15 protein-coding genes are annotated in these 12,672 nt (G+C 65.3%); 4 read left to right on the plus strand and 11 right to left on the minus strand.

Features of this window, described 5'->3' with window-relative positions; genetic code table 11:
* Window positions 1-2 precede the first annotated feature (2 nt).
* The gene (locus V8U06_RS20390; protein WP_427142252.1) at window positions 3-926 is read left to right on the plus strand and encodes an FAD:protein FMN transferase; all 924 of its coding nucleotides are present in this window, start codon (window positions 3-5) and stop codon (window positions 924-926) included.
* Between the two features lie 10 nt (window positions 927-936).
* Here the strand turns inward: V8U06_RS20390 and V8U06_RS20395 are convergent, their stop codons facing one another.
* Complete coding sequence (locus V8U06_RS20395; protein ID WP_427142253.1) at window positions 937-1,896, minus strand: GlxA family transcriptional regulator; 960 nt, start codon at window positions 1,894-1,896, stop codon at window positions 937-939.
* A gap of 94 nt (window positions 1,897-1,990) precedes the next feature.
* Between V8U06_RS20395 and V8U06_RS20400 the strand changes: the two genes are divergently transcribed.
* Window positions 1,991-2,305: a DUF1272 domain-containing protein gene (locus V8U06_RS20400; RefSeq protein ID WP_427142254.1), complete on the plus strand. Its 315-nt coding sequence runs from the start codon at window positions 1,991-1,993 to the stop codon at window positions 2,303-2,305.
* 14 nt (window positions 2,306-2,319) lie between these two features.
* Here V8U06_RS20400 and V8U06_RS20405 read toward each other — a convergent pair whose 3' ends face one another.
* The 7 genes from V8U06_RS20405 to V8U06_RS20435 form a co-directional block, all read right to left on the minus strand.
* A complete protein-coding gene (locus V8U06_RS20405) occupies window positions 2,320-2,481 on the minus strand; it encodes a hypothetical protein (protein WP_427142255.1) in 162 nt (53 codons plus the stop codon).
* A gap of 82 nt (window positions 2,482-2,563) precedes the next feature.
* Entirely contained in the window at window positions 2,564-3,328 is a 765-nt protein-coding gene (locus V8U06_RS20410; protein WP_427142256.1) for a DUF1236 domain-containing protein, read from the minus strand.
* A 265-nt stretch (window positions 3,329-3,593) separates the two neighbouring features.
* Window positions 3,594-4,235: a LuxR C-terminal-related transcriptional regulator gene (locus V8U06_RS20415; protein WP_427142257.1), complete on the minus strand. Its 642-nt coding sequence runs from the start codon at window positions 4,233-4,235 to the stop codon at window positions 3,594-3,596.
* A 101-nt stretch (window positions 4,236-4,336) separates the two neighbouring features.
* Window positions 4,337-4,744 (minus strand): DUF1236 domain-containing protein, encoded by a 408-nt coding sequence (locus V8U06_RS20420; RefSeq protein ID WP_427142258.1) that lies wholly within the window; start codon window positions 4,742-4,744, stop codon window positions 4,337-4,339.
* A 112-nt stretch (window positions 4,745-4,856) separates the two neighbouring features.
* Window positions 4,857-5,510 carry an amino acid ABC transporter permease gene (locus V8U06_RS20425; RefSeq protein WP_427142259.1) on the minus strand — a complete coding sequence of 218 codons (654 nt, stop codon included), beginning with the start codon at window positions 5,508-5,510 and terminating at the stop codon, window positions 4,857-4,859.
* Window positions 5,507-6,151, minus strand: a complete 645-nt coding sequence (locus tag V8U06_RS20430; protein ID WP_427142260.1) for an ABC transporter permease subunit — start codon at window positions 6,149-6,151, stop codon at window positions 5,507-5,509. The genes V8U06_RS20425 and V8U06_RS20430 overlap by 4 nt, the downstream gene beginning before the upstream one ends.
* Before the next feature lie 24 nt (window positions 6,152-6,175).
* Window positions 6,176-6,979: a substrate-binding periplasmic protein gene (locus tag V8U06_RS20435; protein WP_427142261.1), complete on the minus strand. Its 804-nt coding sequence runs from the start codon at window positions 6,977-6,979 to the stop codon at window positions 6,176-6,178.
* Between the two features lie 393 nt (window positions 6,980-7,372).
* Between V8U06_RS20435 and zwf the strand changes: the two genes are divergently transcribed.
* Window positions 7,373-8,818 (plus strand): glucose-6-phosphate dehydrogenase, encoded by a 1,446-nt coding sequence (gene zwf, locus V8U06_RS20440; RefSeq protein WP_226922639.1) that lies wholly within the window; start codon window positions 7,373-7,375, stop codon window positions 8,816-8,818.
* 76 nt (window positions 8,819-8,894) lie between these two features.
* Complete coding sequence (locus tag V8U06_RS20445; protein ID WP_427142262.1) at window positions 8,895-9,563, plus strand: DUF2161 domain-containing phosphodiesterase; 669 nt, start codon at window positions 8,895-8,897, stop codon at window positions 9,561-9,563.
* A 7-nt stretch (window positions 9,564-9,570) separates the two neighbouring features.
* Here the strand turns inward: V8U06_RS20445 and V8U06_RS20450 are convergent, their stop codons facing one another.
* The 3 genes from V8U06_RS20450 to V8U06_RS20460 form a co-directional block, all read right to left on the minus strand.
* Window positions 9,571-10,359: a MurR/RpiR family transcriptional regulator gene (locus V8U06_RS20450; RefSeq protein WP_427142263.1), complete on the minus strand. Its 789-nt coding sequence runs from the start codon at window positions 10,357-10,359 to the stop codon at window positions 9,571-9,573.
* Window positions 10,360-10,589: 230 nt separating this feature from the next.
* Entirely contained in the window at window positions 10,590-11,579 is a 990-nt protein-coding gene (locus tag V8U06_RS20455; RefSeq protein WP_427142264.1) for a dehydrogenase, read from the minus strand.
* A 10-nt stretch (window positions 11,580-11,589) separates the two neighbouring features.
* Complete coding sequence (locus tag V8U06_RS20460) at window positions 11,590-12,663, minus strand: ABC transporter ATP-binding protein (RefSeq protein WP_427142265.1); 1,074 nt, start codon at window positions 12,661-12,663, stop codon at window positions 11,590-11,592.
* Window positions 12,664-12,672 lie beyond the last annotated feature (9 nt).

Consider the following 12,672-nt stretch of genomic DNA (forward strand, 5'->3'; position numbering starts at 1 on the left):
CAATGTCCATAACCCGCCGCCGCCTGATCACCATATCCGCCGCTCTGGCCGTGCTGCCCGCCATGGCGCGTGCCACGACGGGGACCAGCCGCCAATGGACGGGACAGGCGCTCGGCGCACGCGCCTCGATCCGGCTCGATCATCCCGATGGCGAGGCCATCGCGGCCCGTGTCATGGCGGAGATCAACCGGTTGGAAGACATCCTGAGCCTCTATCGGCCGCAGAGCGCGCTGTCGCGACTGAACCGCGAGGGTCGTCTTGCCGCCCCGCCCTTCGAACTTCTGGACTGCCTGTCGCTCGCCGGCGCTGTGCATCATGCGAGTGCCGGGCGGTTCGACCCGACCATACAGCCGCTCTGGGCGCTCTGGGCCGAGGCCGCCGCCGGCGGTAGACGGCCCGATGCGGCGGCCATCGAAGCGGTGCGGCGGAAGGTCGGCTGGCGCGGGGTCGAGCTCGACGCCGCGGCGATCACGCTGCGGCCCGGCATGGCGCTGACGCTGAACGGGATCGGTCAAGGCTATGTCGCCGATCGGGTCGCCGCGCTGCTGGAGGCCGAGGGACTGACGGATATCCTCATCGATACCGGCGAACTGCGCGCCCTCGGCGGCAAACCGGGAGGCGGCGAATGGCCGGTGCGGCTGGAGACGGGCCAACGCCTCGCCCTGCGCCAGCGCGCGCTCGCCACTTCCGCGCTTCTTGGGACGACCTTCGACCGGACCGGAAAGGACGGCCATATCCTCGATCCGGCAACCGGAAGGCCCGGCCGGTCGAACTGGCGGGCGATCTCGATCTCGGCGCCCTCCGCCGCCATCGCCGACGCGCTGGCGACGGCTGCCTGCCTGATGCCGGAGAGGCAAGCGATCCTTGCCATGACGGAGCGCTTCGAGGGGGCCCGTCTCGAAGCCGGTACGGCTCCGGCGCCCTGAACAGGGAGCTCTACCAGGCGCCGAAACGGGCGGCATACTCGGACGGCGCTATGCCTTTCCGGCGCTGGAAGGCCCGGCGCATGCGCTCGGCATTGCCGAAGCCGAAGAGGACGGGCGCTTCGGCGATGGAGGCCTCCGCCCGCTCGATGGCGTCGCAGGCCGCGTCGACGCGCATGTCCTCGACGAACTGCGCCGGGCTTGCCCCCAGCACCTGCGTGAAGAGACGCGAGAAATTGCGTTCGCTCATGTGCGCCATGGCGGCGAGACGGGGGACGGAGAGGTCCGTCGCAAGGTTGGCGCGAATTTCCGTCACCAGAGCATCGAACCGGCCGCCCGCGGATTTCACCTGCTGGCGGAGTGCGGCGCTGAACTGGCGCTGCCCGCCGGTCCGCTTGACATAGAGCACCAGTGAGCGAGCAAGGCGCAGAGCCTCCGTTCGACCGAGATCCTGCTCGACCATGGCTAGCGCCATGTCGATGCCGGCGGTGACGCCGGCGGAGGTCCAGACGCCGCGATCCTCCTCGAAGATTGAATCCGCCCGCACATCGATTGCCGGAAACGCGTCCTGAAGCCGGGCGCAATCCTCCCAATGCGTCGTTGCCCGCCGGCCGGCGAGGTGTCCGCCGCGGGCGAGGATGAAGGCGCCGAGGCAGATCGAGCCGAGGCGCCGGCATCGTCCGGCCTGGTTCGCGATGAAATCCAGCAACCCGTCCGAATTCGCGGGCTCCAGCGCGCTCTGTCCGCCGGAAACGAGCAGCGTGTCCGGCGCTTCCGTCGCGCAACGCTCTGTCGGAAGGGTTTCGAGCGCAACGCCCGTGTCGGTGATGACAGGGCCGCCCTTTTCGGAAAGGAGCAGGATCGAATAGGCCGGCGCGCCGGATGGCAGGCGCGCATCGTTGAAGACCTGCAAAGGTCCCGTGACGTCGAGCAGCTTGGTTCGGTCGAACAGGATGAGGGCGATGGTTCGCATGACATCGGTCTTGGCATAAAACGAGGGCATATTGTCATTTATGCCATTCCGTTTGCATGGCAACAGGGGAGCATCCTCTAACCCGGAGCCGAGAATGCTGGACCTACGCCCGAACTGCGAACTGTGCGACCGCGACCTGCCGCCGGAAACGACGGAGGCGCGCATCTGCAGCTATGAATGCACCTATTGCGCAAGCTGCGTGGAAACGATCCTGGAAAACGTCTGCCCCACCTGCGGCGGCGGATTTGCGCCTCGCCCGATCCGCCCGAAGAAGGCCTGGCGTTCCGGAAAGCAACTCGGGCTCGGCTTCGATCCCGCAAGCGAGGTGCGTCGCCATTCGTCCTTTACCACGGAGGATATCCGGGCGCATGTCGCAAGGATCAGGCATCTTGCGCCCGAGGAGCGCTAGGACCGATCCCGCCATCATTCGGACGGGAAATAGACGGCCGGTTGCGGCGGCGGGATCTGCGTGTTGAGGGCAACGAGATAGGCGGTCATGGCGACCATGAGGACCGCGATGACGCCGAGGGGGAAACCGACGCTGAAGCCGGGGTCCTCCTGCTGGGAAAAGCGATGTTTTGACACGTTTCTCTCCATTGTGGCTGAAAGCGACGGGGTGGCGGCAGCCGGACCGGAAAGCCGGCCCTGCTGCCTCCGATGGGAAACGTCATGCCGTGATCACGTAGACGATCTTCAGGCTTGCCGGTTCGATGATCAGGATCCGGCCATCCGCCAGCAGGATGTACTTGTAGGCGCGATAGGCCGGCACGATCTCGATGATGCGCGGCGGCAGCGGGCGCAGCTCGACGGTCCGCGGCACGATGGTGCCGATGTTCACGTCGATATCGATATCGACCGGTTTGGCATCGCCCTCCACGATGACATTGTGGATCTCCGTACGCTGCTCGGTGGTGATGTCGATGCTCGCGGTCGTTTCGGTCGAAGGCGCGGATGCGGTGTTTTCATCCGTCTCGCCCGATGTCGAGGCACCGGCGGTCGACTGGCCGTCTGCCTGATCTTCGGTGTTCGACTGAGCGCTGCCCCTGGTTCCGCCATTCTCGTCCGTCTGGCCTGCGCCGCCTTCCGCCGTCGTCTGGTTCGACGTGTCGGTGGTCGTGCCCTCGGTCGACTGAGCGGCATCCTTGTTGGTGGTGTCGGTTGTGGGCGTCTGAGTGGTTTGGGTTCCCGTCTCGCCGGTTACGGAGCCGCTGCCCGACTGAGCGGTGCTTCCGCCGGCCGCGCCGCCGTCCGGGGTCTGCGCCGCGCCGGCATCGGTGTCCGCGCCGCCTTCGGTCTGGGCCGAACCCTCGCTTTGGCCCTGGCCCTGCGGAAGAAGCAGCGGGTCGGCCTGCTGGGCGAGGACAGGACCGGCAAGGGCCGTCGTGCCGCTGAGGAAGAGGGTGGCGAGGGTTCTTCTGATAGAGGTCTTCATGGGGGTTCTCCATTGTTGCATTTCGGTCGGGCGCTTGCGTTAGCCGGGGCTTCTGCAATGCCGCGCCGAACCCACAACGACGCCCTGGAGACGCTGTTCCTGGCCGCCGGTCTTCTGGCTCTCCACGGGCGACCAAGGTCTTCTTCTGCGCTGGACCAAGGTCTGAAAGGCAAGCCTGACGTCATTGCCGCGGGCATGGAGCCCGGCGCAACCCGGCACGTCTTGGCGTTCTGGAGGAGGATGAGACTCGTGGACCGTGCGCGGTCTAGAGAAGGTGACTGGCATCCCGCAGGACCATGGCGGCTTCCGTGCGGTTGCTGACTTTCAGCTTCGCGAAGATACGCGTCATGTGATGCTTGACTGTCTTTTCATGGAGGTCCAGCTCCCGGCCGACAAGCTTGTTGCTGAGGCCGGCGGCGACGAGGCGCAAGACCTCCCGCTCGCGTCCGGTAAGATCACCAAGCCGAGGCCTTGCATCGTCGGTGCCATGCAGAAGGCTGGTGACCATACGGGCCGAAAGCACCGGGGAAAGATACATTTCCCCGGCATGGATGAGCCGCAGCACATCGGCAAGCGTGCGCGCGCCCACGCCCTTGAGGACGTAACCTTTCGCGCCGCATTTGAGGGCTGTCGCGACATCCGTGTTGGATTCGGAAACGGTGAGCATGACGATTTTCTGGGCCGGACGCCGTTTCATGATACTCGCCACGGCATCGAGCCCGCCGCCGGGCATCGAAATGTCGAGCAACATGACATCCGGCTCCGCACGTTCGGCGAGCAGCACGGCGTCGTCCCGGCAATTGCCTTCGCCAACGAGGGAGAAGCCGCCGATCTCGCCAAGACAGCTGGCAACGCCCTCCCGAAAGATCGGGTGGTCGTCCACGATGGCGATGCGAATGCCGGTCATGCCATTTTCTCCCTGCAGGCGTTTCGGCTGGAAACGGAAAACGGCAGGGTTGGTTCCGGAATGGCCGCCTGCCTTCCGGGATGGAAGGCAGGCGGCTCGCGTCAGTTCAGAACCTGCACCACCGTGTAGGTGCCCGGGTCGACGATGACCCGCTGCTGATTGACGACGGCATAGGCATAGGCAGGGTCTTCGGGCACCGGCGTCAGCACGACCGTCTTCGGCAGGGGCTTGCCGACTTCCACGACGCCCTGGATGATCACGGGATTGGCCGGGATCGGCTGCTGCTGCACATAGGTCACGACCTTGCGCGGCGGCGGATCCACAGCGGCGCCGGCGATGACACCGACGGCACCGCCGACGACTGCGCCGACAGGGCCCCCGACGATGGCGCCCGTCACGGCGCCGCCCGCGCCACCCACGACCGCGCCGTCATTGTCGTCATCGGCGAAGGCGGGGCCGGAAAAGAGAGCCGTTGCAAGGGCTGCGGACACGATGATTTTCGTAATCATGTTTTCACTCCTTTGTTCAGACAGGAGTGGAAGGCCGGATCCCAAGGGAAGTTCCTGCGCCGGACTTTTGCTTGTCCGGCGCCAGACTTAAGTCGGCGCGTGGCGCATCCGTTCAGCGCCGGCGAAGGTTTTGCCGCGACTCGTAGAGATATTGCGCGCCGATGATGACGGCGGCGATCACGAGATAGAAGACGGAGACGAGCAGCAGCACCTCGATGGCCTTGTAGGTCTCCGAGATGATGACGGTCGAGGCGGCCGTCAGTTCATCGATGGCGACGAGGCTGGCGAGCGAGCTGCCCTTGACCATCTGGATGGCATTGGAAAAGAGCGCCGGTGCCGCGAGGCGGTAGGCCTGCGGGATCATCACCTTCCAGTAGATCGCAAAGGGCTTCAGCCCCAGAGCCTTGGCGGCATCAGACTGTCCCGTCGGAATGCTTTCGAAGCCCGAGCGCAGGAATTCCAGATTGTAGGCGGTCGACGCGAAGATGAGGCCGATGAGGGCGGACGGCACCGGCTCGAGATAGATGCCGAGCTTCGGCAGGCCGTAGTAGAGCGCGAAGAGAAGGGCGAGCACCGGCGCGGCGCGGGCAAAGAAGCTGTAGCCGACGATGACGCGGCGAAACGCGCCGCCGGGACGCTGTATGTAGATGGCGAGCGGCAGCGCCAGCAGGTTCGATACGAGGATGACGACGACCGAGATGAACAGCGTCATCCACAGCCCGTCGAACAGCATGCGCTGATAGGTGGGGTCGAGCAGGATCGTCATCGCGCCACCGCCTGTTTCGGCTTGCGCTCGTTGAAGACGAGCAGTGGCGTGACGATGAGAATGTAGAGGCCGACGGCGATGGACAGGAAGGTGAAGGGCGCGTTGGTCGCCGCGATACCCTGCTTGGTGACGTAGAGGATTTCGCTCACCGAGACGGCCGAGGCGATGGACATGCGCTTGACCGTGCCGATGGCATAGGTGATCCAGCCCTTGCGGGCGAGCGGCAGGACCTGCGGCACCAGCACCCGCAGGAACACGATGCGCCGCGGCAGGCCGAGCGCGATGCCGGCCTCGTACTGGCCGAAGGGAATGACCTTCAATGCGCCCTTGAACACCTGATAATCGAAGGCGATACCGACAAGAGTGAAGGCGAGAATGGTGGAGCCGACCGGGCCTAAGTCGACGCCGAGCTGGGGGCCGCCGAAGAAAAAGAGGAAGAGGACCACGAGTTCCGGCACGGAGCGGAAGAAGGCGCTGAAAGCCTCGATGGCCTGGCGCGGGAAGGATTTCTCGCGCCCGTAATGGACGAAGGACAACAGCAGGCCGAAGGCCGCCGACAGGGTGAAGACGACGGCCGAGAGCCCGATGGTCAGCGCCGCCGCGGTGAACAGCCGCGGCAGCCATGCAAGTGCGATGTCCATTGTCCCTTGCCCCGTGCGGAGCCCTTATTCGGCCTTCGACCAGTCGATGGACGCGCCGAACCACTTGTCGGCGAGGCCCTGCAGGGTGCCGTCCTTGCGCCAGGCGGCGAACTTGGCGTCGATGGCGTCGGCCAGCGGCTTGTTCTTGCCGTTGACGGCAACGCTCTGCGTGATGGTCGACAGCAGGTCGTCGAGGGTGACGGCGCCGGTCAGCTTGCCCGACTTTGCGAGATATTTCGGACCGAGGAAGTCGTGTGCCGCGAAATCGATGCGGCGGTTTTCAAGGTCGAGGAAGAGTTCGGTCGCGCCGGGATATTCGCGCGCCTCGGTGACGCAGTCGGCCGGCAGCTTCTCCTTGGCGACCTTCTGGAATGCGCCGCCGCGGACCGCGCCCATGGTCTTGCCGCAGACGTCCTTCCAGCTGGCGATGTCCGTATCGGTTTCGCGGCGGGTGATGGCCGCGCCGTTGACGATGTAGGGCGACAGCACGAAGAAGTCCGTGGAGGCGAGGCGCTCGGGCGTGCGGGTCACGCCGGACGCGATGAGGTCGAAGCGGCCTGCGGTCAGGCCGGGCAGAAGGCCGGCGAAATCGAGCTTCTCGAACTGGGCGGTGAGACCGAGTTCCTTGGCGACGAGGTTGACCACGTCGATGTCGAAGCCTTCAAGTTCACCCGCTGCATTGGTCATGCTGAAGGGCGGCGCCGAACCGGATGTGCCGACGGTGAGGGTATCGGCGGTCACGAGGGCGGACTTGTACTCCTGCGCATTGGCCACGCTCACGGCGAAAAACGCGGCGACGGCCAGCAGGGCTCTCAGCACAATAGCCATGGTTTCTCCTTTAGGGGATGCTTGAAGACGGACGGCTGGTTTATATCGCAAACCGCCGGGGCCACCAAGGACGGCAGCCGACGCGGCTAGGATATGTTCTGGAGAATCTGTTTTCTCAAGAACAGCCATTTTCAATGTCAGCGGTTTTTTGGAATGGAACCGCGCTTTTGGCATGGCCGCCCTCGAGGCGCTGACGGACATGGTCCCGCCCCTTGATCCCCCACGCAATCCATGCCCTATTTACCGCGTGAATCGGGCTGAGGATTTGCCGCGATGGCTTCGGATACGAAGACGACTGTCTCGCGACGGCGCAAGGCCGTCGCGGCCGGGGGCTCCTCCCAGGCGCAAGGTGCAACGGAAGATTTCGGGACGGGTGTTTTGCGCAAGAATTCCATGCGGGTCGGTCCCGGCTATCCACAGGTCGTCGTGCTCGTCGGTGCCACGGGCGATCTTTCCCGGCGCAAGCTGCTGCCGGGCCTCTTCCATCTCATCAAGGCCGGGTTCATCCCGGGCTGCCGCATCATCGGCGTCTCGCTCGACGAGCTCGACGCGGACGGTTTCCGCGCGATCGCCCGCGAATCCCTCGACACGTTCCTGACCCGCAAGTTCACCGAGGCCGAGTGGGAAGCGTTCTCCGCATCGCTCGACTATGTCTCGCTGTCCGCCGGTGCGGGCATGTTGAAGGCGGCGGTCGACCGGGCCGAGACGGCTTTGGGGCCGGAAACGCGGCGCGTGCATTATCTCTCCGTGCCGCCCAAGGCCGCATTGCCGGCCGTGCAGCTCCTCGCCGAAGCCGGGCTGGTGGAGCGGTGCCGCATCATTATGGAAAAGCCGTTCGGCACCGACCTTGCCAGCGCCGTGGAACTGAACCGCAAGCTGCACGAGGTGTTCGACGAGAAGCAGATTTTCCGCATCGACCACTTCCTCGGCAAGGAGCCGGCGCAGAACATTCTCGCCTTCCGCTTCGCCAACGGCCTGTTCGAGCCGATCTGGAACCGGAATTTCATCGACCATGTGCAGATCGACGTGCCGGAGACGCTGGGCCTTTCCACCCGCGCCGCCTTCTACGAGACGACCGGCGCCTATCGCGACATGGTGGTGACCCATCTCTTCCAGATTCTCGCCTTCATGGCGATGGAGCCGCCCACGGCGCTGGAGCCGGCGCCGATCTCGGAGGAGAAGAACAAGGTGTTCCGCTCCATGCTGCCGATCGAGCCGCGCGACGTGGTGCGCGGCCAGTATATCGGCTACCGCAAGGAGCCGGGGGTCGATCCGGAGAGCGACACCGATACGTTCATCGCCCTCAAATGCGCCATCGACAATTGGCGCTGGGCCGGCGTGCCCTTCTTCCTGCGCACGGGCAAGCGCCTCGCCGAAGGACAGCGCATCATCTCCATCGCCTTCCGCGAGCCACCGAAATCGATGTTCCCGCCCGGCTCGGGCGTCGGCGCGCAGGGGCCGGACCATCTCACCTTCGACCTTGCCGATGCGTCCAAGGTCTCGCTGTCCTTCTATGGCAAGCGTCCCGGTCCTGGTTTCCGGCTCGACAAGCTCTCGCTGCAGTTCGCCATGAGCGAAACCGGGCTGATCGGCGAGGTGCTGGAGGCCTATGAACGCCTGATCCTCGACGCGATGCGCGGCGACCATACGCTGTTCACCACGGCCGAGGGCATCGAGCGGCTCTGGGAAATCTCCCAGCCCCTTCTCGACAACCCGCCGCCCGTGCGCCTCTACGACCAGGGGGGCTGGGGGCCGAAGTCGATCCATCAACTCATCGCCCCGCATGCCTGGCGCCTGCCGTTCGAACGGGCCTGGCGGGATTCGGCAAAGGGCGAGTGACGGCATCCGCCTGCGGTGTTCCGCGGGGACGGATCGGGTTAGGGTGCGGAACGATTCGCCGCTTCCCCCGGAGACCATGGAAACCTCGCTCTACCTGCCCGTCAAAGGCTTCCTCGAAAAGGCCGGCTACGCCGTCAAGGGCGAGGTCGGCGGCTGCGATCTCGTCGGGCTCAGCGAAGACGATCCGCCGGTCGTCGTGATCTGCGAGCTGAAGCTGAGCTTCAATCTGGAACTCATCCTCCAGGCCGTCGACCGGGCCGCGGTTTCGGACGAGGTCTGGATCGCCGCGCGCGTCTCGGCCAAGGGCAGGGGACGGGAATCCGACAAGCGCTACCGCGATCTCTGCCGCAGGCTCGGCATCGGCATGCTCGGCGTTTCCGACGCGGGCGATGTGAGCGTCATCGTCGCTTCCGTCACGCCCATGCCGCGCACCAACCCGAAACGGCGCTCGCGGCTGGTGCGCGAGCACCGTAGGCGCGTCGGCGATCCTTCCCTTGGCGGCAGCACGCGTGCCCCGCTGATGACGGCCTATCGCCAGCAGGCGCTCGGCTGTGCGGCGGCGCTGGCGGAGGGGCCGTTGCGGGTGCGCGAGATACGCGCCGGCGTTCCGGAGGCCGGGAACATCCTGCTTTCCAATGTCTATGGCTGGTTCGAGCGGCTCGACCGCGGCGTCTACGGCCTCACGGATGCCGGCCGCGAAGCGTTGCAGCGGTGGCCGCAGCCGGAGCGGCAGGCCGCCGAATAAACCGCCGTCAGGCGGTGCTTTCCTCGCCTCGCCGCGCAAGCAGGGCGAAGAGCACGTCGAGCATCACATACATCGGCGCGCGGCCGGTCGGCACGATGAGCGGCTGGCTGGAGGCGCGGTAGGCGTTGAGGTTGATGTTCTCGTCGGCGAGCGAGGCGACGACGGAACCGCCGGGGGCGATGGAGAGAATGCGCGCCCCGGCCTTCTTGGCGATTTCCATGTTGGAGATGAGATAGCTCGTGCGGCCCGAAAAGGAGAGCACGAAGAGAACGTCCTCGCGCGTGAGGCGCGGGGCGGAGACCATCTGCAGGGTCGGATCGGCATAGGCCACGCTTGCCATGCCGAGCGAGGCGAGGCGATGCTGCGCCTCGCTGGCCAGGAAACCCGAACCGCCATAGCCGTAGACATCGATGCGGCGGGCGGTCGCGAGCATGTCGACGGCGCGGCGCAGACCCTCGAGATCGAGGTCGTGCCGGGCTTCGCGCAGGGATTCGACGGCGCGGTTGAAAATGTCGTCGACGAGGCCGGTGAACGGGTCGCCGCCATTTTCCGCCGGGCTTGCCGGCGCCTGGCGCACGGCCAGTTGCTGGGCGAGCTTCAGGCGGAAATCCGGAAAGCCGTCGCAATCGAGCCGCCGGCAGAAGCGGATGATGGAGGGCTCGCTGACCTTGGCGATCCGCGCCGCATCCGTGATCGACCAGGTGATGGCCGTACTCGGCGTGTCGAGGATCGCTTCGGCGATCCTGCGTTCGGCAGGCGTGAATTGCGACAGGGATTGCCTGATCAGATCGAGCATGGACCCCTTCGTTCCGGCATTTGCGGTTCTCGTATGAAGACTACACCATCCCGTCGGCCATCTGCTTCGGCGGGCAGGACGATTGATAGTCAAAACCGGCCGGCGCCACAACGAGCCTTTTGATCGAACCCACCATATCCTCGCGCGGTTCGACGGTGCGACTCTCGATGTCCCGGGCGTGGACGATCGAGCCGTCGTCGTCGAGGCCACGTCAAGAGTCGGCCTTCTCGTTACGTCCATTCCAAGACGATGAACGGTTCAGGAATGTCGCGTTGCATGATGGCGGCATAGAGCATTTCGGGCGCTTCGGGCCGCGTGCGACGGAGCAGGCCATCGAGCGGTATTCTGTCTTGGGCGAGCCAGGTCAAAGCGCGGGAGAAGCCGCTGAAAATCGAATGCGACGCATTGTTGTAGCCTTCCAGCAGTTCCTCCCACAGGAAACTCCTGCCGTGCATGGGCAATTCCCATTCCCAGCCCGAACGAAGCGTGACGTGCTTGAAGAACACGGCGTTGGTAATGTCATGCGCCGTGAGGTCGGTGTGCTTCCGCCATGGTACGCCGACAAGGACGACCTCCCCCATGCGGCGGACCATGTTGCAGCCTTCCAGCACCGCGCCCTCATGACCTGAACAATCGACGACAAGCGCCACCCGACCCTGGATATCCGGATCGCCGAGGGGCATCTGTGCACGGGTGTCGGCGATGCCGCTCTGTTCGAGTTGCCTGCGCCGCAGCGCGTCGGGATCCACGACCGTAACGAGGTAACCGCCGATCCGGAACAGGTGAGCGGCGAGGAAGCCGACAGGACCTGCGCCCGTGATGACGACGCGATCGCCCGGTCGAGCCCTGGTTGTCATCAAGGTCGTCATGGAAACGCCCATCAGGCGCGCGATGACCGCGGTGTCGGGCGCCATGCCCTCCGGCAGGAGAAGCGTGTTCTCGGCGGCATGGGTCTGCGTCGATCGATGATAGCCCATGGCAAAGCGCCGCTCGCCCGGCTTCACGCCCGTGACGCCCTCGCCGATCTCCTCGACTTCGAAGACAGCGGCATAACCGGGTCGGACGGGGAACGTATCGCCATTGGCCCAGCCGATCTCCGTGCCCTGGCTGATCAGCGTGCAGAGCGTTCGCCCCCGGATCTCGCCGGGCTGCAGCGGGAGATCGTCATAGGATTGCATTTTGAAGGTCTGGCGGCCGGGAATGATGATTTCTGATGGCATATCGAGACTTTCAGGAAAGGAGCGTAGCGCCGGTCGCCGCATCGAAGAGATGCAGGCCGGCCGTGTTGAAGGCGATGTGAACCGACGCGTCATTTGCCGGGCGGTTCGCCGCGGGGACCTGCGCGATCAGTTCGTGAGGACCGACCCGCAGGTCGAGGAGCGCGTCGTCGCCGAGATATTCGGTCACCTCGACGGTGGCGCGCAGGGCGCCGGGTGCATCCGCAGACACCAAAGTGACATCCGATGGGCGGATGCCGATCAGCACGGCCTGACCCTCCGTCGTGCGGCAGGTGAAACGGTCTGGCAGGGGGAGGGTGAAGGCCTCGGCTTGCAGCTTTCCGCCCATCTGGCGCGCCGGCACGAGATTCATGGCCGGGCTGCCGATGAAGGTCGCGACGAAGGTGTTGGCGGGCCGGGTGTAAACGTCTTCCGGACTGCCGACCTGTTCGACATGGCCATCCCGCATGATGACGATCTTGTCGGCCAGCGTCATGGCTTCAACCTGGTCGTGGGTAACGTAGAGCACGGTGGTGCCAAGCCGCTTGTGCAGCTTGCCGATCTCCCATCGCACCTGGGTGCGCAGCTTTGCGTCGAGGTTGGACAGGGGTTCGTCGAACAGGAAGACGTCGGGGGTCCGGACCATGGCGCGGCCCATCGCGACGCGCTGACGCTGGCCGCCCGACAGCGCCGAGGGTTTGCGCGCCAGCAGCGCGTCGAGGCCGAGGATGGCGGCGGTCTCGCGAACGCGGCGGTCGACTTCGCCAGGCGCAAGCTTCAATGGACGCAGGGCGAATTCCATGTTCTGCCGAACGGTCATGTGCGGGTAGAGCGCGTAGTTCTGAAAGACCATGGCGATGCCGCGATCTTTCGGAGCCACGTCGTTGACGACGCGGCCGCCGATCGAGAGCTTTCCGCCGGAGACGTCTTCCAGCCCGGCCACCATGCGCAGGGTCGTGGTTTTCCCGCAGCCGGAGGGGCCGAGAAGCACGACGAACTCTCCATTTTCGATCGTCAGGTCGATGCCGTGCACGACCTCGAACGCGCCGTAGCGCTTGACCACTTTTTCCAGTGCGATGGACGACATGCGTCTCTC

The organism is Shinella sp. G-2 (assembly GCF_050172695.1).
In the GTDB taxonomy this organism is placed as follows: domain Bacteria; phylum Pseudomonadota; class Alphaproteobacteria; order Rhizobiales; family Rhizobiaceae; genus Shinella.